Origin of the sequence: Vibrio sp. G-C-1 (assembly GCF_021728015.1) — a bacterium.
Lineage (GTDB): Bacteria > Pseudomonadota > Gammaproteobacteria > Enterobacterales > Vibrionaceae > Vibrio > Vibrio splendidus.
Genome location: NZ_JAKKCR010000006.1, coordinates 172,399 through 195,244, shown reverse-complemented (window position 1 = coordinate 195,244; position 22,846 = coordinate 172,399). Strand labels below are relative to the sequence as shown.

Sequence of the window (22,846 nt, the reverse complement as noted above, 5' to 3'; positions counted from 1 at the left end):
GTTAAATCCCATTAACATCTACCTTTTATATCCCTTTGATATCATTCTACTATTTTAGATTATTACGTGGTTAATCGCGTTTACGCATGATAATTAACCATGAACTTGACCTTAAACACAATTAGCTATACGTTGTAAAGCTGGTGAAAATAAAACCAATCGGTTTTGTTAACACAACCAATAACGTTTTAACTAGCTAAAGACAAACTATAAGCTTATAAAAAATAACAAGTATATGAATAGTTAGTCATTTACTGTCTGGATGACAGAGAAGCAAAAGGGAGAATTGCAATGGCTCTATATGATCCTAGTCTTGAAAAAGACAACTGTGGATTTGGTTTAATAGCGCAAATGGAAGGCCAACCGAGTCATAAGTTGGTACGAACTGCTATTTCAGCCCTCGATCGCATGACACACCGTGGTGGTATTGCTGCGGATGGTAAAACAGGAGATGGCTGTGGCTTATTGCTACAGAAGCCAGACTCTTATCTCAGAATTATTGCAGAAGAGAATAACTTCAAGCTCGGCAAGCAATACGCTGTCGGCATGATTTTCTTCAGCCAAGACCCAATCAAAGCGCAATCCGCGCAAGACATCGTCAATAAAGAGCTCGCGCAAGAAACGTTAACCGTTGCAGGTTGGCGTGTCGTGCCGACCAACACCGACGTATTAGGCCCAATCGCCAAAGATTCCGTTCCCAATATTCAGCAAGTGTTTATCTCGGCACCTGCTGGGTGGCGTGAACGCGATATTGAACGACGCCTTTATATCGCTCGTCGTCGAATTGAAAAACAGATCACCGAAGACAAAGATTTCTATATTTGTAGCCTTTCGACACAAGTCATGGTTTACAAAGGCCTGTGTATGCCGGCCGATCTTCCGCGATTTTACCTCGATCTTGCAGACTTACGTATGGAATCGGCGATATGCCTGTTCCACCAGCGCTTCTCAACCAATACTCAGCCGCGTTGGCCACTGGCTCAGCCATTCCGCTATTTGGCGCACAATGGTGAGATCAATACCATCGAAGGTAACCGTCAGTGGGCTAAAGCTCGTGCCTATAAATTCTCTTCACCACTGCTGCCCGATTTACAAACGGCCGCACCCTTTGTGAATGAGACAGGCTCAGATTCATCAAGCCTAGATAACATGCTCGACCTGTTCCTTGCCGGTGGTATGGATGTATTCCGAGCGATGCGTATGCTCGTGCCGCCCGCTTGGCAAAACCACCCAGACATGGATCCCGATCTGCGTGCATTCTACGACTTCAACTCCAAGCACATGGAACCGTGGGATGGCCCTGCAGGTATCGTCCTTTCTGACGGTCGTTACGCTGCGTGTAACCTAGATAGAAACGGCTTACGCCCTGCGCGTTATGTGATTACCAAAGACAATCTGATCACGCTGGCCTCTGAAGTGGGCATCTGGAATTACGCGCCAGACGAAGTGGCAGAGAAAGGGCGTGTCGGCCCGGGTGAACTACTCGTCATAGATACGCGCCGCGGTAAACTGTGGCAATCTAACGAGATCGATAATGACCTTAAAGGTCGCCATCCCTATAAAGAGTGGATGGAAAAGAACGTTCACAAACTCACACCGTTTTCCGATCTGCCCGATGAGCAAGTCGGTAAGCGCAGCTTTGACGATGACACGCTCAAGACCTACCAAAAACAGTTTGCGATGAGCAACGAAGAGTCGGACCAAGTACTGCGTGTGCTTGGTGATATGGGACAAGAGGCCGTAGGCTCGATGGGCGATGATACGCCGATGGCTGTTCTCTCTTCGAAAGAACGTCTCGTCACTGACTATTTCCGTCAAATGTTTGCACAGGTCACCAACCCACCGATTGATCCACTGCGTGAAAAGCATGTTATGTCTTTAGCCACCAGTATCGGCCAAGAGATGAACGTGTTCTGCGAAACAGACGGTCACGCCTACCGTGTGACATTTAATTCGCCAGTTCTGGTCTACTCTGACATGCAGCAACTTCTGCAGTTAAATCAAAAACACTATGGCCACGCGATTCTTAGCATGCACTATGATCCTGCTGATAAAGATCTCGAACAAGCCATTAATGACTTGTGTGATCGTGCGGTGCAAGAGGTCCGTGATGGTGCTGTTTTGATTGTACTTTCAGACAAGCACTTAGAGAAAGGCAAGCTCCCGGTTCCAGCAGCGATGGCTGTAGGTGCGGTGCAAACCAGACTTGCTGACAACAACCTACGTTGTGATGCTAACATCGTGGTTGAAACAGCAACTGCACGCGACCCACACCAATTTGCAGTACTGCTTGGCTTCGGTGCAACCGCAGTTTATCCATATCTCGCTTATGAAGCATTGGGCAAAATGTTGGACGATGGTTCATTAAATAAAGACTATCGCACTGCATTGCAAAATTACCAAAACGGCATCAACAAAGGTCTGTATAAGATCATGTCGAAGATGGGTATCTCGACGATTGCTTCTTATCGCTGCTCGCAATTATTTGAGGCGGTCGGTTTGCATACCGATGTCGTTGACTTGTGTTTCCGAGGCGTAACGACTCGTATCCAAGGCGCTAGCTTTAGCGACTTCCAACAAGATATCTATAACCTATCTCGTAAAGCATGGACTAAACGTAAACCACTGGAACATGGTGGCTTGCTCAAATACGTACATGGCGGTGAATACCACGCCTACAACCCAGACGTAGTCAGTACCTTACAAACCGCCGTAAAGACAGGCGAAACATCAGATTATCAATCTTTTGCGAAGCAAGTTAATGCTCGTCCTGCTGCCATGCTACGTGACTTAATGAGCCTTAAAAAAGCAGCTCAACCTCTAGCATTAGAAAAAGTCGAACCGAGCAGTGATCTCTTTAAACGCTTCGACTCTGCAGCGATGTCGATTGGTGCCTTGAGCCCTGAAGCTCATGAAGCACTGGCCATGGCGATGAACCGATTAGGAGGCTACTCCAACTCTGGTGAAGGTGGTGAAGATCCACGACGCTTTGGTACTGATCGTAATTCTCGTATCAAGCAGATAGCTTCCGGTCGCTTTGGTGTAACGCCACATTACTTAACCAATGCGGATGTTCTACAAATCAAAGTCGCACAAGGTGCGAAGCCAGGAGAAGGCGGTCAGCTACCTGGTCATAAGGTCACGGCAGAAATCGCTAAGCTGAGATACTCAGTTCAAGGCGTGACTCTGATCTCTCCTCCTCCGCATCACGATATTTATTCTATCGAGGATCTGGCGCAGCTGATTTTCGACCTTAAGCAAGTTAACCCTAAAGCCTTGGTTTCAGTGAAGTTAGTATCTGAGCCAGGTGTAGGCACCATTGCCACAGGTGTAGCGAAAGCTTATGCCGACTTGATTACGATCTCCGGTTACGATGGTGGTACTGCAGCAAGCCCACTGACCTCGGTGAAATACGCAGGTTGTCCTTGGGAGCTTGGTTTAGCCGAAACCCAGCAAGCACTCGTCGCCAACGGGCTTCGTCATAAGATCCGCTTGCAAGTCGATGGGGGTTTAAAAACTGGCCTCGATGTTATCAAGGGCGCGATTTTAGGCGCAGAAAGCTTTGGTTTTGGTACCGCGCCTATGGTGGCGATGGGTTGTAAGTTCTTAAGAATTTGTCACCTAAATAACTGTGCGACGGGTGTTGCGACTCAAGATGAAACCCTACGTCGTGAATACTTCAAAGGCCTACCAGACATGGTAGTGAACTACTTTACCGGCCTAGCCGATGAAGTACGTCAATACCTTGCAGAACTTGGCGTAGAAAAACTCACTGACCTAATAGGTCGTACTGATCTCCTTGAAGCCGTTCAAGGCCTCACTGCGAAACAGAGCAAGCTCGATCTCTCTTCAATACTCGAAGCTCCGGTATCTGCGGAAGGTCACCCACTGTTTTGGACAGAGCCAAACGCACCGTTTGATAAAGCTCAACTCAACCAACAGATCCTTGATGACGCAATCGATGCGATTGAGAAACGTCAATCCACCAGCCTTTACTACAACGTGATCAACACCGATCGCTCGATTGGCGCTCGTATCTCTGGCGAAATAGCGAAACGCTACGGTAACCAAGGCATGGCGGGCTCACCAATTAAGTTGTACCTCGATGGTACAGCGGGCCAATCCTTTGCGGTTTGGAACGCTGGCGGCGTTGAGCTGTATCTGACGGGTGATGCCAATGACTATGTCGGCAAAGGCATGGCGGGCGGTAAGGTGGTTATCAAACCTCACCAAGGCACTGCATTTGTTTGTAACGAAGCGACCATCATAGGTAACACTTGTTTGTATGGTGCGACCGGAGGCAAGCTATTTGCAGCAGGTACTGCAGGCGAACGATTTGGCGTGCGTAACTCAGGCACCGTTGCCGTGATTGAAGGTGCAGGTGACAATGCCTGTGAATACATGACCGGTGGTATTGTTGCCATTCTTGGCGCAACCGGAGTGAACTTCGGCGCCGGTATGACAGGTGGGTTTGCTTATGTGATGGACAAGAATGAAGACTTCCAAGGCCGTGTAAACAACGAGTCGGTCGAAGCACTTTCTCTGTCTGACCTATTTATCCACCAAGAACACCTGCGCGGCTTAATTGCGGAGCACTTAGAAGAGACTGGCTCAGTACACGCTGAAGCTATTCTGGCGAACTTTGATGAATGGATTCCAAAGTTCTACTTAGTGAAGCCGAAGACGGCGGATCTCAACACCTTGCTCGGTCACCAAAGCCGCAGCTCTGCTGAACTTCGTGTTCAAGCGCAATAATTGGAAGGAGCCAATCATGAGCCAGAATGTATACCAATTTATTGATGTGAATCGCGTAGACCCAGCGAAGAAACCAATCAAGATACGTAAGATTGAGTTTGTAGAGATCTACGAACCTTTCACGAAACAACAAGCTAAGGCACAGGCCGACCGCTGTTTAGACTGTGGTAACCCCTACTGTGAATGGAAGTGCCCCGTCCATAACTACATCCCTCAATGGCTCAAACTTGCCAATGAGGGACGCATTATCGAAGCGGCTGAACTGTCCCACCAAACCAACAGCTTGCCTGAGGTTTGCGGCCGTGTTTGTCCTCAAGATCGTCTATGTGAAGGCTCTTGTACCCTCAACGACGATTTCGGTGCAGTAACCATCGGCAACATTGAAAAATACATCAATGACAAAGCGTTTGAGATGGGCTGGAAACCAGACATGTCTCACGTTGAATGGACCGACAAAAAGGTCGCAATCATAGGCGCAGGCCCCGCTGGTCTTGCTGCAGCTGATATCTTAGTTCGAAACGGTGTGAAGGCCGTGGTATTTGACCGCTACCCGGAGATCGGTGGCCTGCTGACGTTTGGTATCCCATCGTTCAAGCTTGAGAAAGGCATCATGGAAAACCGTCGCCGTATCTTTAGTGGTATGGGTGTCGAATTTAAAATGAATACCGAAGTCGGTAAAGATGTTCAGTTGCAACAACTTGTTGATGATTATGATGCCGTTTTCTTAGGTGTTGGCACCTATAAAAATATGCGTGCTGGGTTAGACAACGAAGAAGCACCGGGTGTTTATGATGCTTTACCCTTCCTTGTTTCCAATACTTACATGGTCATGGAACTGGACAACCCAACACCATTCATCGACATGAAAGGCAAGAAGGTGGTCGTGCTTGGTGGTGGTGATACCGCGATGGACTGTGTGCGAACGTCTATTCGTCAGCATGCAGCTAACGTTGTTTGTGCTTATCGCCGAGATGAAGCCAACATGCCAGGCTCTCGCCGTGAGGTGAAGAATGCAAAAGAAGAAGGCGTGAAGTTCATGTTCAACCTTCAACCATTAGCATTGGAAACCGATTCATCTGGTCATGTTACTGGCGTCAAAGTGGTGAAAACGGCGCTAGGTGAACCCGATGACGCAGGTCGTCGTCGCCCTGAACCCGTAGAAGGCAGTGAGCATGTTCTTGAAGCAGACGCCGTTATCATGGCATTTGGTTTCCAACCTCATGCAATGGAGTGGCTAGAACCATTTGGTGTAGAGCTCGATCAATGGGGTCGCATCAAGGCACCCGGCAAACAAGAGTTTCAATACCAAACCACCAACAGCAAGATCTTTGCAGGTGGTGATGCAGTTCGAGGATCTGACTTAGTGGTGACCGCTATCGATGAAGGCCGCAAAGCCGCGGAAGGAATATTGGATTACCTAGAAGTGTGACCAGGGCGTGTTGATCTTTCGAGCTGATTTTTGCAGCGAGTTGCTGGGTATTTATACAAGGCAGAGGCGTCGATGTGTAGCTAGCCTACATGAGAAGCCGATAACGTAGTAGAAATGACCAGCAAACGCTGCCCGAAGGGTTCGGCTAAAAGCGTTTTACTCTTTGTTGAGGGAGATTTGCTTAGAGTGACTAGGCTACTTCCCCCTCGCCGCGATTAAAACGCTTTTATCTCGAACAAAATTTAACCACGAAAGGTCAACACGCCCTAGTATAAGGTTTCCTTTATTACTCAGGTCGTTACTATAAAAAAGGATCCAATCATGGATCCTTTTTTCAATTCGATACGTTTGATGACAAGCACAACGATAAATAATTAGAACAATCGCAAAAGAACCAATACCGATAACTAGAATTAAAACTAAAACAACGCCATAGGAAACACTATGAAAAAAGCCGCTCTCCTTTCTCTATCTCTTTTGACTTTAACCGCTTGCAGCCAAGGAATCACGGACATGAAAGACAGAACTTCATCACCTTGTGGAGACAAACCAAACTGCGTATCAACTCAAGATGACCGTGAGCAGCATGCATTGGCCGCGTTTGAGTTATCAGATTCAGCAAACCTAGATGCGATTGAGCAGGTTGCACTAACCTTACCAGGTTCGAAAACCGCGAGTAAAACAGAAGATTACCTGCGTGTTGAATGTACCTCTCGCATCATGCGCTTTGTCGATGACTTAGAACTTAAGATCACTGATGGCAAACTGATCGTGCGTTCAGAGTCTCGTACTGGTCACTCTGATTTTGGCGTAAACCGAAAGCGTGCTGAACAACTTCGCGCTAGCTTAAAAAGCGAAGGCCTGATCAAATAGATAAAAGAATACGCAGATAAATCGCTGCTATTCGGATGAGAAGTGCCTCTGGGCAGTCGCTCGACACTTCTTATCCATGCTACAATTTCGCTCTACTGTTTAAATATTATTTATTAAGAGACTACACATGAAAATCGGCATCATTGGCGCAATGGAGCAAGAAGTTGCGATCCTAAAGGCAGCAATTTCAGACATTACTGAAGTTAATAAAGGCGGTTGTACCTTTTTCTCTGGTCAGATAAATGGTGTTGACGTTGTTTTGCTTCAATCAGGCATTGGTAAAGTAGCCGCTGCAGTGGGTACTTCAATCCTACTAAGCGAATACCAGCCAGACGTAGTACTGAACACGGGCTCTGCTGGCGGTTTTGATTCAACACTGAACCTTGGCGATGTGGTTATCTCAACTGAAGTTCGTCACCACGATGCAGATGTTACAGCTTTCGGTTACGAAATCGGCCAAATGGCAGGTCAACCTGCAGCGTTCAAAGCGGACGACAAACTGATGGCTGTTGCTGAACAAGCACTAGCGCAAATGGAAGATAAGCACGCCGTTCGCGGTCTTATCTGTACTGGCGACGCATTTGTTTGCACAGCAGAACGCCAAGAGTTCATCCGCAAGCACTTCCCATCAGTGGTTGCTGTAGAGATGGAAGCATCTGCTATCGCTCAAGCTTGTCACCAATTCCAAGTACCATTCGTGGTTGTTCGTGCAATCTCTGACGTTGCAGACAAAGAATCACCAATGAGCTTCGAAGAGTTCCTGCCACTAGCAGCTCAAAGCTCTTCAGAAATGGTTATCAAGATGGTTGCCCTACTAAAGTAAGCGACTAGACATGCAAACACTGTTTGATCAGGTATTTGCAAATGGCGTGCTCCTTGTAATGTGGGGAGCACTGCTTTTTCATTTGATTTTACCTATCCCCCATGCCGCACACCCTACGACCTTATGGCATAAGTTTGCTGAGCTTTTAGCAAGCAAGGTTAATAACAACCAAAACTATTCCCAAAGCTTAATCTCGGGCACATTAGCCTGGGGCGTAATGGTACTGCCGACTCTGGTAATTCTATTGGCACTGCAACCATTGGTTTGGCAATCTCAACTGTTTGAATTAGCACTGTTATTACTGGCGATTGATTGGCGCAATAATGAAAAGCTAGCAAATCAGCTGATCAAAGCGCTTGGTCAAAAAGATAAAGCTGCCGCTCGTCAGTTACTGGCTCCGGTTGTCAATCGTCAAACTGAATCACTTTCATCACTTGGGCTTGGCAAAGCCGCTGCTGAAACCATCATCATGGGTTATGCTCGCAATGTGGTATGTGTTTTATTCTGGTACGCCATTGGTGGTGGAATTGCGGCTTTAATGTATCGCCTTGTAGTCGAGTTAGCTCGAGCTTGGTCGCCAAGTCGCAAGCAATTTTCTCCGTTCGGCTCAACGGCTATCAAGATAGTCGCTATCCTAGAATTCATACCGATGCGTTTGTTTGCTTTGATGATCGTATGTGGTGATAAAGCAATGCACACATTCAAGATGATGCTTGCCCAAAGCCGTTCTTGGCCACTGCCTGGGCCTGCTTGGTTGATCACGGCCGTTGGCAACAAGCTGGAATTATCATTGGGTGGCCCTGCTATTTACAACAACACCAAAGCCATTCGCGCAAAATTGGGTGGAAGAATCGCCCCATCAGCTCTGCATCTATCTCAGGTTCAGAAGCTGCTGTTTGGTCGTATTGCTATCTGGATATTTTTACAAAGCCTAATCTTACTATTTGTTCACCAAGGGATTTAGAGTGAAACCTTCAGCACTTGTTACAAGCCTTACTCTTTTGTCTTCCAGCTTATGGCTGCCTTTATCATTTGCGGAAGAAACATCGCTGACTCCAGAAAAAGTACAGCCAGCTCAACGCGTAGTAAGCCTTGCTCCTCACGCCACTGAACTCGCGTACAGTGCTGGTTTAGGTGATAACCTTGTTGCGGTAAGTGAGAGGAGTGATTACCCACCACAAGCAGACCAGCTTGAAAAAGTGGCAAACTATCAAGGTATCAAGGTTGAGAAGATCATCGCACTGCAACCTGATTTAATTCTTGCGTGGCCAGCGGGAAATCCGCCCAGAGAGCTCGCGAAACTAGAGCAATTTGGGTTTAATATTTACTACTCGAAAACCAAAAGCCTAGACAGCATTGCGACCAATATTGAACAACTCAGCCAATACTCCAGTGATCCGAGTATTGGGAAAAACAATGCCAAGCAATACAAAGAACAACTCAACGCATTGAGACTAAAATATAAAGATGCTGAGCCCGTAAACTACTTTTATCAGCTAAGTGAGAAGCCGATCATCACCGTCGCTCAAGGGCACTGGCCAAGTGAGGTGTTTGAGTTTTGTGGCGGCCAGAATATTTTCGAAGACAGTGCTTCCCCTTATCCTCAAGTTGGTATTGAACAAGTTGTATTAAGGAAACCGCAAGTGATCTTCACTTCTCAGCATGCAATTGAGAATGGAACCATGTGGCAAACTTGGGAGGACGAGATCCCAGCAGTCGCTCAAAATCAGATTTGGTCACTCAATTCTGACTGGATTAATCGCCCGACAACGAGAACTTTGAAAGCGATCCAACAAGTATGCGATTTCTTCGATAGAGCTAGGCAAAATCACTAACTATTTGCTGCATTTTTTCGTACAATTCGCCACCGACCTGTCCCTACAATTTTAACTATAAGAGCACCAGTATCATGGACTCCATGCTGCTTTATATTATCGATTTATTTGGCACTGCCATTTTTGCTGTCTCAGGCGTATTTGTCGCTGGCCGTCTTAAGATGGACCCCTTTGGCGTAGCCGTTCTAGGCAGTGTGACCGCGATTGGCGGCGGCACTATCCGTGACATGGCATTGGGTGCGACTCCCGTGTTTTGGATCACCGATACCACCTACCTTTGGGTCATTATCACTACCTGTTTGCTGACCATGATTATTGTAAGACGCCCTAAACGTCTGGCTTGGTGGATATTGCCGGTATGTGATGCGATAGGCTTAGCCGTATTTGTTGGCATTGGTGTTGAGAAAGCGCTGAATTATCAAGACTCGGCATTAGTGGCTATTATCATGGGGGTTATCACAGGCTGTGGTGGCGGTATTATCCGTGACGTGCTTGCCCGTGAAGTGCCGATGATCTTAAGAAGTGAAGTCTACGCCACGGCTTGTATCATTGGTGGTGCTTTTCATACCATGGCGATTCTCATGGGGCACGATTCAGAAACCGCATTTTTAGCCGGTGTGTTCACAACACTATTGATTAGGCTTGGCGCAATTCGCTGGCACTTGTCATTGCCAACCTTCGCTATCAAATAGATAGAACGATGACTAAGAGGCTCCGCAAAGGAGCCTTTTTTAATTCGCTTTCAAAGTACTTATCCCCTCTATTTCCATTATTCAAAGATCCCCTCCTTTCCTAACACTCTAGTTAGCTCATTAACTCATTCATCACTAGGTTAGTAATGTTTTTTGTTTACTTATCAAATTCACAGGCTATATTAATAAACAAATAACTTTATAAATTAATTAATTTACTAACATTGGCAAAAGGGAGTTCAAGATGAGTATCAATAAAGTGGGCATTGTTTTCTTCTCTAAGAATGGAGCGACTAAGCAAGTCGCAGAGACAATCGCTGAAGGCATTAACACTCAACAATCTAACTCAGCACAGCTCATCGAGGTGCTCTCTTCTGAAATAGTCGAAGGAAGATATGACAATGACGATAAGCTCAGCGCATTAGACAGCTGTGACGCCATTATCTTTGGCTCCCCGACTTATATGGGTTCACCAGCGGCTCAGTTTAAGAGTTTTATGGATGCAAGCAGTGATACCTACTGTAAGAAAGCATGGCGAAATAAGCTCGCTGCAGGTTTCACCACTGGTGGTAGCCTTAACGGTGAACAACAGCAAACCCTACTGAGCTTTTTCACTCTGGCTTGTCAGCATGGCATGATTTGGGCAGGGCTTGATATCTCAAAGCATATTGATGATTTAGGTTTGAATCGCACAGGTTCAAGTATTGGTTTGGTCGCCAGTGATGATCAGACGGCTGAGAGCACCAATAATCACATCAATAGTAATGATCTTAAAACCGCTTTCTATTTTGGCCAACGCATCGCGAGTCTAGTTAAGAAAACCTAACTAGCTAATTAACGAGCTAACGTCAAAACCCCTAGCTTGTCTGATATCTATGTGCTCAGACTAGAGAATGAATGGCGTTTGAGGTAACTTGGTTTAATCATTCCCAACTTTCATGAATATAACCCAATGCTACTCGAAGGAATCGAAACTCTATTGGTTTTAAGTAAAGCAAAAACCATGAGCCGCACCGGCAGTTTGCTTTATATCAGCCAATCAGCGGTCAGCAAACGGATTGCGAATTTAGAAAAGAAGTTAGGCAAGAAACTCATAGAACCGAGTGGTCGACAGATCAAACTGACGCCAGATGCGATTGCATTAATCGAGAGTATCGGCCCTGCATTCAATGAGCTTCGTGGTCTTATTTATGAGCAGCAAGAGTTGGAAGATACCACTCTCATCACCTTAGATAGCTCTAAGTCGCTGATCGCAGGTTATCTAGGTGAGATGATGGGCCAATTTATCCAGCAAGATAAATACATCACCATTACCACTAACCATACCCCAAGAATCATAGAGCGAGTGCAATCTGGCAAGGCGACCTTAGGGTTGTGTGCTGGTTTACTGCCGCCGCATCATGGGTTGATGACATTCCACCTGTTTGATGAGCCGTTTTACATAGTGAGTAAGTCGCCATTAACGGAGCTTCCTCCAATGGTTATCACTAACGACATGACCAATCCGGCAAATTCGTATCAGTTATCTGTGCTTGAAAAATTCGGCATCAAACCCTTGATGGAGATGGATGCTTACACCGCAGCAGCCCAGTTAGCGTTGGGTGGGACAGGGCCAGCGTTGATCCCGCTATCTATCGTAAAAACACTCAATATTGAGCCTCAATACCTGTTTAGTTTTGCCGAATTGAAGGGATTGATTCGACCGATTCATATCTGTGTAAGGCCGAACAGCTATCAGTCTCCACGAGTTAAAATACTGATAGAATCCATTGTTGATGCTGTTCCCAAAGCAGTTTAGACGCCATTAACATCGACATCACGATCACAAGGGGGCGAATCCATTTCTGCCCTTTTGTCACCACGACCTTAGCGCCAAGCTGAGCGCCCATAAAGCCACCAACAGCCATCACTAACCCTAATTCCCAAATGGGTAAACCAGCCAAAATAAAGAAAATTAAAGCTGCGATATTCGAAGTGAAATTAAGAACCTTAGTACGTGCCGTTGCATCCACTAAAGAGAAATGGCCGATAGCGACAAAACAGACCGTGAAAATAGAACCCGTTCCTGGGCCAAAGAAGCCATCGTAGAAACCAACACCGCCACCAATGCACAAAGCAAACACGGCTTCAGACATCTTTTGCTTACCTTCAGACGCTCTGGTTTGTGGTGCTAATAGGAAATAGAGAGAGATGGCGATAAGCAGTAAGGGGATCATGCTCGTCAATAAGCTCGCATCAATATGCTGCACTAACTCAGCACCAATCGCAGAACCGATAAAGGTACAGAGAATGGCAAGACGCATCTCTTTTATGTTCACGATACCGTTGCGTACGAAATACCAACTGGCGGAGAAGCTGCCAAAAGAACTTTGAAGTTTATTGGTGGCCAGTGCCTGCGTTGGTGGTACTCCTGCCGCTAGCAATGCTGGTAGAGTCAATAATCCACCGCCGCCAGCCATTGCATCAATAAAGCCTGCCGCCGTTGCAACTACAAACAAGATAGCCAATATTTCTAGAGTGATTTCCATATACCCAACGCCTTAAATTCTCGTGAAGCGACAACTTACCACCGTGAGCAAACAATCAACAACGAAACACAAGATTGTAACCTATTCCAATTTTTCATCATTTAGCCATCACCAGATTTTCACTATTTAACCGACACCAGATGACAGACATAAAAAAGCCACTCCGAAGAGTGGGCTTTGAGCATTTATATCCGCTTAACAGCGATACACGTTAGTCAATTAAGCTAGAGAAGCTTTAACCTGTGCGTGCAGTTCTTGAACTGAAGTTACTGACGTTTTCGCGTCTGCAGTGTGCGCCATGCAAGTCGCAAATGCAGCGTTTAGCGTAGTCGTGTAGTTCACTTTCTCAGCCAGTGCACCACGACGAAGAACTTTAGAATCTTCAATCGCTTGACGGCCAGCTGCAGTGTTCACGATGTACGTGTACTCGTTGTTCTTGATACGGTCAAGAATGTGAGGACGACCTTCGTGTACCTTGTTTACTAGACGTGGGTTGATACCCGCTTCGCCAAGGATAACTGCAGTACCGTGTGTTGCGTCTAGCTGGTAACCAAGCTTAGATAGCTTAGATGCTAGGTCAACAACGCGCTCTTTGTCGCCTTCGCGAACAGAAAGAAGTGCACGGCCGCCTTCTGGGTAGATGTTGCCACAACCCAATTCAGCTTTAGAGTATGCTTCAGCAAACGTTGCACCAACACCCATAACCTCACCAGTAGAGCGCATTTCTGGGCCTAATAGTGGGTCAACACCAGGGAATTTGTTGAACGGAAGAACAACTTCTTTCACTGAGTAGTATGGTGGAATGATTTCTTTCGTAAAGCCTTGAGACTCTAGCGATTGACCCGCCATAACACGAGCAGCAATCTTAGCGACTGCTGCGCCTGTTGCCTTCGATACGAATGGTACTGTACGTGCTGCACGAGGGTTAACCTCGATTAGGTACACTTCGTTGTTCTTAACAGCAAACTGCGTATTCATTAGACCACGAACACCCAACTCGAACGCTAGCTTTTCAACTTGCTCACGCATTACGTCTTGGATTTCTTGGCTTAGCGTGTAAGCAGGAAGAGAACATGCTGAGTCACCTGAGTGAACACCTGCTTGCTCGATGTGCTCCATGATACCCGCAATAACAACGCGCTCACCGTCACAAATCGCATCAACGTCGACTTCAATTGCATCATCTAGGAAGCTATCAAGTAGTACTGGAGATTCGTTTGAAACACTGACTGCTTCGTTGAAGTAGCGACGTAAGTCTTGCTCGTCGTATACGATTTCCATCGCACGACCACCAAGAACATAAGAAGGACGAACAACTAATGGGAAGCCGATTTCGCGAGATTTCTCTACCGCTTGCTCCATTGTTGTTACTGTCGCGTTTTCTGGTTGTAGAAGACCAAGACGGTCAACAGCAACCTGGAAACGCTCACGGTCTTCTGCACGGTCGATTGCGTCTGGGCTAGTACCAATGATTGGTACGCCAGCAGCTTCAAGCTCACGAGCCAGTTTCAGTGGTGTTTGGCCACCGTACTGAACGATAACGCCTTTTGGCTTCTCAACACGAACGATTGCTAGTACGTCTTCCAGAGTTACTGGTTCAAAGTACAGACGGTCAGACGTATCGTAGTCAGTCGAAACTGTCTCAGGGTTACAGTTAACCATGATTGTTTCGTAGCCATCTTCACGTAGTGCTAAAGATGCATGTACACAACAGTAATCGAATTCAATACCTTGGCCGATACGGTTTGGACCGCCGCCTAAGATCATGATTTTCTCTTTGTCTGTTGGGTTCGATTCACATTCGTCATCGTAAGATGAGTACATGTAAGCCGTATCAGAAGAGAACTCTGCCGCACACGTATCTACGCGCTTGTAGACTGGGTGAATATCGTATTGGTCACGTAGACGACGAATTTCACTTTCAGCCACACCTAGAATCTTAGACAGGCGAGCATCAGCAAAACCTTTACGCTTAAGCTTCATTAGCTCGTCTTTATTCAGACCAGCAAAGCCTTTCGCTTTAAGTTCTTGCTCTAGTTTTACGATGTCTTCGATTTGAACTAGGAACCAACGGTCAATTTGCGTTAGGTTGAATACACCATCAACTGACATACCAGCACGGAAAGCGTCTGCGATGTACCAAATACGGTCAGAACCCGCTTCTTTAAGCTCATGGCGAATCGTCGTTAGAGCGTCAGGTGCGTCTAGGTCAACCATTTCGTCAAAACCAGTTGCGCCAACTTCTAGACCGCGAAGTGCTTTCTGTAGAGATTCTTGTTGGTTACGGCCGATAGCCATAACTTCACCAACCGACTTCATTTGCGTCGTTAGACGGTCGTTAGCACCTGCAAATTTCTCGAAGTTAAAACGAGGAATCTTAGTTACTACGTAGTCGATTGTGGGTTCGAATGATGCTGGTGTTGCGCCGCCAGTGATGTCATTCATTAGCTCGTCTAGCGTAAAGCCAACAGCCAGTTTCGCTGCAATCTTAGCGATTGGGAAACCTGTTGCTTTAGAAGCAAGTGCAGAAGAACGAGATACACGTGGGTTCATCTCGATGATAACCATACGGCCATCTTTCGGGTTGATACCAAACTGTACGTTTGAACCACCTGTTTCAACACCAATCTCACGCAGTACCGCTAGAGAAGCGTTACGCATTAGTTGGTATTCTTTGTCTGTTAGCGTTTGAGCCGGAGCCACTGTGATCGAGTCACCAGTGTGAATACCCATTGGGTCAAAGTTTTCAATCGCACATACGATGATGCAGTTATCGTTCTTGTCGCGAACCACTTCCATCTCGTACTCTTTCCAACCGATAAGTGATTCATCGATAAGAAGTTCGTTAGTTGGAGATAGGTCCAAACCACGGCGACAGATTTCTTCAAATTCTTCTTTGTTATAAGCAATACCACCACCTGTACCACCCATCGTAAACGATGGACGAATGATACAAGGGAAACCAACCATTTCTTGAACTTTGTAAGCTTCTTCCATCGTTTTCGCTGTATCAGCCGTTGGACACTCAAGACCAATCGATTTCATTGCTTTATCAAAACGAGAGCGGTCTTCAGCTTTATCGATAGCGTCAGCCGTTGCGCCAATCATCTCTACGCCGAACTCTTCAAGTACGCCGTATTTTTCTAAATCTAACGCACAGTTAAGTGCAGTTTGGCCGCCCATTGTCGGTAGAACTGCATCTGGCTTCTCTTTAGCGATGATGTTACGAACCACTTCCCATTGGATAGGTTCGATGTAAGTCGCATCAGCCATGTCTGGGTCAGTCATGATTGTCGCTGGGTTCGAGTTTACAAGAATAACTCGGTAACCTTCTTCGCGAAGTGCTTTACAAGCTTGAGCACCAGAGTAATCAAACTCACATGCTTGACCGATAACAATCGGACCAGCACCTAGAATTAGAACACTTTTAATGTCAGTACGTTTTGGCATTATCTACTACTCCGAATTACACTGTGTGCTGTTTGATTAGTTCAATAAAGTGGTCGAATAACGGCGCTGCGTCTTCTGGACCTGGGCTTGCTTCTGGGTGACCTTGGAAGCTAAATGCTGGCTTATCTGTACGGTGGATACCTTGTAGAGAACCATCAAATAGAGACTTATGAGTCGCTCGTAATGTCTCTGGAAGCGTATCTTCGTAAGCAGCAAAGCCGTGGTTTTGTGAAGTAATCATCACAACATCACGATCTAAATCTTTAACCGGGTGGTTTGCACCGTGGTGACCAAACTTCATCTTCACTGTCTTAGCGCCTGACGCAAGAGCAAGAATCTGGTGACCTAGACAGATACCAAAGATTGGTAAACCTTTTTCTAGGAACACTTTTGTTGCTTCAATTGCGTAAGTACATGGTTCTGGGTCACCAGGGCCATTTGAAAGGAAAACACCATCAGGGTTCAGAGCGAGTACTTCTTCTGCTGAAGTTTCAGCAGGAACAACCGTTAGGCGGCAGCCGCGGTCAACAAGCATTCGTAAGATGTTTCGTTTTGCGCCGAAGTCATAAGCAACAACGTGGTATGGCAATTCAGAGTCTGCTTTCGCTTCAGGAAGTCCACCCGTAAGCGTCCACGAACCTTGTTTCCATTGATACGCTTCTTTTGTTGTAACTTCTTTCGCAAGGTCCATACCTTTCAGGCCAGGGAATTCTTTTGCTTTAGCTAGAGCCAAAGCTTCGTCTAAATTTCCGTCGTTTACTGAAGAGCCCGCTACGATACAACCGTTTTGAGCACCTTTTTCACGAAGAATACGCGTCAGCTTACGAGTATCGATATCAGCGATACCAACAACGTTTTGCGACTTAAGGTAATCAGAAAGGGATTGTTCATTACGGAAGTTAGAAGCGATTAGAGGGAGATCGCGAATCACAAGGCCTTGAGCATGGATTGAAGAAGATTCTTCATCTTCGGAATTGGTTCCGGTATTGCCAATGTGAGGGTAAGTAAGGGTAACGATTTGCTGAGAATAGGAAGGATCAGTGAGGATTTCTTGGTACCCCGTCATCGAGGTATTAAAAACGACTTCACCAACTGCAGAACCTACAGCGCCAATGGCTTCACCGTGAAATACTGTCCCATCTTCTAGGACGAGTAGTGCTGACTTCTTCAAGACAACCTCCAGAAATAAAAATGCATTAAAATTGATTTAATTTGCAAATCTACCTTCCTGCAACACCAAAAACTGCGTGTTTATGGAAATTAGACAAATTGGCGGTATTTTAGTGATCTGCGTGATACGTGTCAACATTTAACGCAAAAGAAATTAAACATTTGTAAGAACTAATTCAATTTCCTTTACCAAAGCTTCAAAAGTTCAACTTTTACACTCAATTAATAGGAATATTACGATTTTCTAATTTTGACCCGTCATTTTAGCTAACCATAGAGTGCCAAAAATATCAGCAACAAAACGCAATCGATAAATACCAAGAGAAAACATGATAATTTAAAGATCTAAAACAAAAAACACACTAAAGCCTGCATAAATAGCATAAAAATAGAGGGAAAATTGCGATAAGAAGAAAGTAGAAGGAAGATCGTAGAAGAGAGATTATTAAGGAAAAGCCACCAAATAAAGAAAGCGCCGGCAATTGCCAGCGCATAAATATCTATTTACAGGTCATTCAAACCAAGCACATCCGTCATGGTATAAAAGCCTGCTGGCTTATCATTTAGCCAAACAGCTGCCTTTATCGCACCATTAGCAAAGGTCATTCTATCCGTTGCTTTATGGGTAATTTCAACGCGCTCACCAATATCAGCAAACATTGCGGTATGCTCGCCAATGATGTCACCGGCACGAATCGTCGCAAAGCCGATCTCATCTTTGGTACGCTCGCCCGTAATTCCTTCACGTGACCATACAGCGACATCGTTTAGATCATTGCCCATCGCACCAGCAATCGCTTCGCCCATACCAATCGCAGTGCCTGACGGCGCATCGACTTTATGGCGATGGTGAGCCTCAACGATCTCAACATCACAATAATCGCCCATCACTTTAGCGGCCTTTTCTAGCAGCTTGAATACTAGGTTTACACCAACGCTGTAGTTAGGAGCCATTACGATAGGCATCTCTTTTGACGCCGCATCAATCACCTGTTTCTCTTCTTCAGAGAAACCTGTCGTACCGATAATTAGCTTCTTTCCGTGACGTTTACAAAGTTCAATATTCGCTAATGTGCTCACAGGTGCGGTAAAGTCGACGATCACGTCAAACTCTTCAATCGCTTTCGAAAGGTCATCGACTAGAGCTACATCAAAACGGCCTTCACCGCATAACTCGCCAACATCAACACCGACCAAAGATGACTCTGGGCGCTCTGAACCAGCGCCAACGCTTGCTTCTGAATTTTGGTGAGCGGCTTTCACCAAGTTACGACCCATACGGCCAGCTGCTCCTGCAATTGCAATTCTTACCACTGCGAATATCTCCATTGTTTTGGTTACCGTCACTGCTCATCTGTCGCAGCAACGTTCATTCGATTAATCTCTTTAAACTAACAACAATCTCAAACTCAGGCTAGCAATTACGAAAACTCTTTTATTACTCGCTCTAAAATGGGCACATTCGCTTCAGGGAATGCGTATTGACTCAATGATTCAAGATCGACCCATTCACCTTGTTGCCCTTCTTTACCATAAGGCTGTTGCTCGAAATCAGTCACAAGAATGAAATCAAACTTAAGCGACTTGTCACTGTAATCAAATTCAAGGTGCTCAAACAGAGACTGATCTGTCACCTTAATGCCAATTTCTTCATCAAGTTCACGAGCCATCGCCTGCTCAATGGTTTCGCCCGCTTCTACTTTACCACCAGGGAATTCCCAGAAACCGCCTTTGTGCTTGTCGTCTGGGCGTTTAGTGATAAAGACCTGTGACTTATCTTGGTTGAAGATAATGCCCGCGACAATATGGATTCTTTTCATATGATGATGTTCCTTAATAAAACGCTTCGCTCAAGCAGCCCCTGAATACGTCATCCTCAAGAAGGAGCAACGACTGAGTTGGGGAGAAAATACAACAACCTTAAGCCAAACTATCAAACAAGATTCCCTACTGCGCTCGTTCCTCGCTATAGGGAATGACGACTTTCCTTTCGACAAAAAGATAAGTCATGAAATTTACATACAAAAAGAGCCGCCTAAGCGACTCTTTTTAATAGCAGTAAGTTTTTATGAAGCTAAGTTGTAACGTGTTAAGTACAAGGAGGAGACACGGAGCTTACGTTAGTAAGTGAGTACCTCCGACACTGCAATTATCCGTTACAGCGAAGATTCACCAAACTTAGTCAATTTTACCGTGACACTGTTTGTATTTTTTACCACTTCCACATGGACATGGTTCGTTACGACCCACTTTACGCTCATCGCGTACTACCGTTTGTGGAGATGCCGCATCCGCTTCATCGTCAGCTAGCTGGTTTTCAGCCGTTGCATGTTGTGCTTGTGCACGACGCGCTGCTTGTTCAGCTTGAGCTTGACGTTGAGCTTCCATCTTTTCAACTTCTTCTTGTTGCTGAACGCGAACTTTAGAAAGGATGGTCACAACGTCTGTTTTCAGTACATCTAGTAGGCCTTCAAACAGTTCAAACGACTCGCGCTTGTACTCTTGTTTCGGGTTCTTCTGAGCATAACCACGTAAGTGGATACCTTGGCGAAGGTGATCCATCGCAGCCAAGTGCTCTTTCCAAAGACCGTCTAGCGTTTGTAGCATCACAGACTTCTCGAAGTTACGCAGTACTTGAGCACCAACCACTTCTTCTTTCTGTTTGTACGAATCTACCGCCATACCAAGAATACGCTCACGCAATGCTTCTTCATAAAGCTTGTCGTCTTCGTCTAACCAACCTTGAATATCAAAGTCTAGGTCGAAGTCATTCTTCAGACGATCTTGCAGACCCGCGATATCCCACATGTCTTCAAGAGATTGAGGAGCGATGTATTCATCAATGACTGACGCCAGTACATCTTCACGGTTGTGTTCGATCATCTCGCTGATGTCATCAGAACTCATCAGTTCATCACGTAGCTCATAAACAACCTTACGTTGGTCATTGGCTACATCATCGTACTCAAGAAGCTGCTTACGGATGTCGAAGTTACGACCTTCCACTTTACGTTGAGCTTTTTCAATTGAGCGAGACAGCATCTTAGATTCAATCGCTTCGCCTTCGTCCATACCACTTTGGATAAGACCAGCCATACGATCAGACGTAAAGATACGTAGTAGAGAATCTTCCATTGATAGGTAGAAACGAGAAGAACCCGCATCACCTTGACGACCAGAACGACCACGTAGCTGGTTATCGATACGGCGAGATTCATGACGCTCAGTACCAATGATGTGCAGACCACCTGACTCAAGAACTGTATCGTGGACAACTCTCCAGTCAGCTTTGATCTTGTCGATCTGCTCTTTCGTTGGATTATCTAGCTTCTCAATTTGTGCTTGCCAGCTACCACCTAACACGATATCGGTACCACGACCTGCCATGTTAGTTGCGATAGTTACCGCACTCGGCATACCAGCTTGCGCAACGATCTCAGCTTCCATCTCATGGAACTTAGCATTTAGTACGTTGTGCTTAATTTTTGCTTTTTTCAGTGCGTTAGACAGCAGTTCAGATTTCTCGATAGAAACCGTACCAACCAGTGATGGCTGACCAGCCGCAACACGGTCTTTGATGTCTTCAATGATCGCATTGAACTTGTCTTCTTCAGTACGATAAACCACATCTGGCATATCGTTACGAACCATAGGCTTGTTGGTTGGGATAACCACCGTTTCTAGGCCGTAGATAGACTGGAATTCGAAAGCTTCAGTATCAGCAGTACCTGTCATGCCTGACAGTTTTTCGTACAATCGGAAGAAGTTCTGGAATGTAATCGATGCTAGCGTTTGGTTTTCATTTTGAATCTTCACACCTTCTTTAGCTTCAACAGCTTGGTGTAAACCTTCAGACCAACGACGACCTGGCATAGTACGACCAGTATGTTCATCAACGATAACCACTTCGCCTTCTTCAGTAACGATGTAGTCGACGTTTTTCTCAAACAATACGTGTGCACGAAGCGCAGCATTCACATGGTGCAATAGGCTGATATTGGTTGGAGAGTAAAGTGTGTCACCCTCTTCCATCAAGCCGTTTTTGACCATTAGTTCTTCTACAAATTCTTGACCGTTTTCAGTCAGGTGAACCTGTTTTGATTTTTCGTCCATGGTGTAGTGACCTTCACCACGGTACTCTTCTGAATCTTCTTTATCTTGACGCTCTAGAGAAGGAATTAGAGTGTTAATGCGCGTATAAAGGTCAGAACTATCTTCAGCTGGGCCAGAGATAATTAACGGAGTACGAGCTTCATCAATTAAGATTGAGTCAACCTCATCGACTACAGCGAAGAAGCGCTCACGTTGAACTCGGTCTTCAGCACGGAAAGCCATGTTGTCACGAAGGTAATCAAAACCAAACTCGTTGTTTGTTCCGTATAGGATGTCAGCTTGGTACGCTTCTTTTTTCTCTGGCGGAGCCATGTTTGCCACATTCACGCCAACAGTCATGCCAAGGAATTCAAATAATGGACGGTTTGTTTCCGCATCACGCTTCGCTAGGTAATCGTTCACCGTTATTACGTGAACACCTTTGCTTGGTAGCGCGTTTAGATAAGCTGGTAGGGTTGCGGTAAGTGTCTTACCTTCACCAGTACGCATCTCTGCAATTTGGCCAGCATTTAGAACCATGCCACCAATCATTTGCACGTCAAAGTGACGCATGCCGTAAACACGCTTAGACGCTTCACGTACCGTAGCGAAAGCTTCAGGTAGAAGTTGATCTAACGATTCACCTTTATCTAAGCGCTCACGAAACTCAACCGTTTTTGCTTTTAGCTCTTCATCAGAAAGTGCTTCAAACGTTGGTTCGTAGTTATTAATTTCTTTTACAATTTTTCTAAGGCGGCGCAGTGTTCTGTCATTGCGACTGCCAATTACCTTTGTCAGCAGCTTAGTAATCATGTGCTTGGAATCTCTTCGTTCTCAGATCGTCCGCGATCTATTTTAAATGCCGTCAGTCTCTACTAGCTATGAACTAGTCTTCAGTTACTAACCAAGGATACTGAGATAAATCTAGTATCTTTGATATTGTACTTGAGAGTAGAGTTTTCAAGGCTTGAGTTAAAATTAATGCCCTTTAGTGTAAGTAATTTTCACACTAACGACCATTTAGAACACCATTTGTTTGATGTGCTTGGAACTTTTCTTTCTAATTGCTGATGGATTAAGCAGACAGCAGCCCATTAGCCAGCAATTTCCGGAGGTTAACGACACTGTATCTGGAAAATAGATACAAAAAAACCAGGCCAATGGCCTGGTTTTTGAAATCTTATATTGTTGTAAACAAC

At 45.6% G+C, this 22,846-nt stretch carries 15 protein-coding genes; 9 read left to right on the top strand and 6 right to left on the bottom strand.

The window, feature by feature from the left end; translation table 11 throughout:
* Window positions 1-291 precede the first annotated feature (291 nt).
* From gltB to L3V36_RS11285, 9 genes are all read left to right on the top strand, one after another.
* Entirely contained in the window at window positions 292-4,755 is a 4,464-nt protein-coding gene (gene gltB, locus L3V36_RS11325; RefSeq protein ID WP_029222457.1) for a glutamate synthase large subunit, read from the top strand.
* A 16-nt stretch (window positions 4,756-4,771) separates the two neighbouring features.
* Window positions 4,772-6,184, top strand: coding sequence for an FAD-dependent oxidoreductase (locus tag L3V36_RS11320; RefSeq protein WP_102447115.1), 1,413 nt, complete (start codon window positions 4,772-4,774; stop codon window positions 6,182-6,184).
* A gap of 444 nt (window positions 6,185-6,628) precedes the next feature.
* Complete coding sequence (locus L3V36_RS11315; RefSeq protein ID WP_017070085.1) at window positions 6,629-7,057, top strand: DUF1499 domain-containing protein; 429 nt, start codon at window positions 6,629-6,631, stop codon at window positions 7,055-7,057.
* 127 nt (window positions 7,058-7,184) lie between these two features.
* A complete protein-coding gene (gene mtnN, locus L3V36_RS11310) occupies window positions 7,185-7,880 on the top strand; it encodes a 5'-methylthioadenosine/S-adenosylhomocysteine nucleosidase (protein WP_017090520.1) in 696 nt (231 codons plus the stop codon).
* Window positions 7,881-7,890: 10 nt separating this feature from the next.
* Window positions 7,891-8,844 (top strand): cobalamin biosynthesis family protein, encoded by a 954-nt coding sequence (locus L3V36_RS11305; protein ID WP_102447114.1) that lies wholly within the window; start codon window positions 7,891-7,893, stop codon window positions 8,842-8,844.
* A gap of 1 nt (window position 8,845) precedes the next feature.
* On the top strand, window positions 8,846-9,715 hold the full coding sequence (gene btuF, locus L3V36_RS11300; RefSeq protein ID WP_017080248.1) for a vitamin B12 ABC transporter substrate-binding protein BtuF: 870 nt from the start codon (window positions 8,846-8,848) through the stop codon (window positions 9,713-9,715).
* A gap of 74 nt (window positions 9,716-9,789) precedes the next feature.
* Window positions 9,790-10,407, top strand: a complete 618-nt coding sequence (locus L3V36_RS11295) for a TRIC cation channel family protein (RefSeq protein ID WP_004734978.1) — start codon at window positions 9,790-9,792, stop codon at window positions 10,405-10,407.
* Between the two features lie 244 nt (window positions 10,408-10,651).
* Window positions 10,652-11,233, top strand: a complete 582-nt coding sequence (locus L3V36_RS11290) for a flavodoxin family protein (RefSeq protein ID WP_102447113.1) — start codon at window positions 10,652-10,654, stop codon at window positions 11,231-11,233.
* A gap of 126 nt (window positions 11,234-11,359) precedes the next feature.
* Complete coding sequence (locus L3V36_RS11285; RefSeq protein WP_017080246.1) at window positions 11,360-12,205, top strand: LysR family transcriptional regulator; 846 nt, start codon at window positions 11,360-11,362, stop codon at window positions 12,203-12,205.
* On the opposite strand, the gene L3V36_RS11280 is transcribed toward L3V36_RS11285, so the two are convergent.
* The 6 genes from L3V36_RS11280 to secA form a co-directional block, all read right to left on the bottom strand.
* Window positions 12,156-12,935 carry a TSUP family transporter gene (locus tag L3V36_RS11280; protein WP_017080245.1) on the bottom strand — a complete coding sequence of 260 codons (780 nt, stop codon included), beginning with the start codon at window positions 12,933-12,935 and terminating at the stop codon, window positions 12,156-12,158. The two genes, L3V36_RS11285 and L3V36_RS11280, sit on opposite strands and share 50 nt — an antisense overlap.
* A 219-nt stretch (window positions 12,936-13,154) precedes the next feature.
* Complete coding sequence (gene carB / locus L3V36_RS11275; RefSeq protein WP_017077692.1) at window positions 13,155-16,385, bottom strand: carbamoyl-phosphate synthase large subunit; 3,231 nt, start codon at window positions 16,383-16,385, stop codon at window positions 13,155-13,157.
* A gap of 16 nt (window positions 16,386-16,401) precedes the next feature.
* Entirely contained in the window at window positions 16,402-17,556 is a 1,155-nt protein-coding gene (gene carA, locus L3V36_RS11270; RefSeq protein WP_208774791.1) for a glutamine-hydrolyzing carbamoyl-phosphate synthase small subunit, read from the bottom strand.
* Between the two features lie 503 nt (window positions 17,557-18,059).
* Window positions 18,060-18,884, bottom strand: coding sequence for a 4-hydroxy-tetrahydrodipicolinate reductase (gene dapB / locus L3V36_RS11265; RefSeq protein ID WP_004734972.1), 825 nt, complete (start codon window positions 18,882-18,884; stop codon window positions 18,060-18,062).
* A 92-nt stretch (window positions 18,885-18,976) separates the two neighbouring features.
* Window positions 18,977-19,375: an 8-oxo-dGTP diphosphatase MutT gene (gene mutT, locus L3V36_RS11260; RefSeq protein ID WP_017084773.1), complete on the bottom strand. Its 399-nt coding sequence runs from the start codon at window positions 19,373-19,375 to the stop codon at window positions 18,977-18,979.
* Between the two features lie 358 nt (window positions 19,376-19,733).
* On the bottom strand, window positions 19,734-22,460 hold the full coding sequence (gene secA / locus L3V36_RS11255; protein ID WP_017077687.1) for a preprotein translocase subunit SecA: 2,727 nt from the start codon (window positions 22,458-22,460) through the stop codon (window positions 19,734-19,736).
* Window positions 22,461-22,846 lie beyond the last annotated feature (386 nt).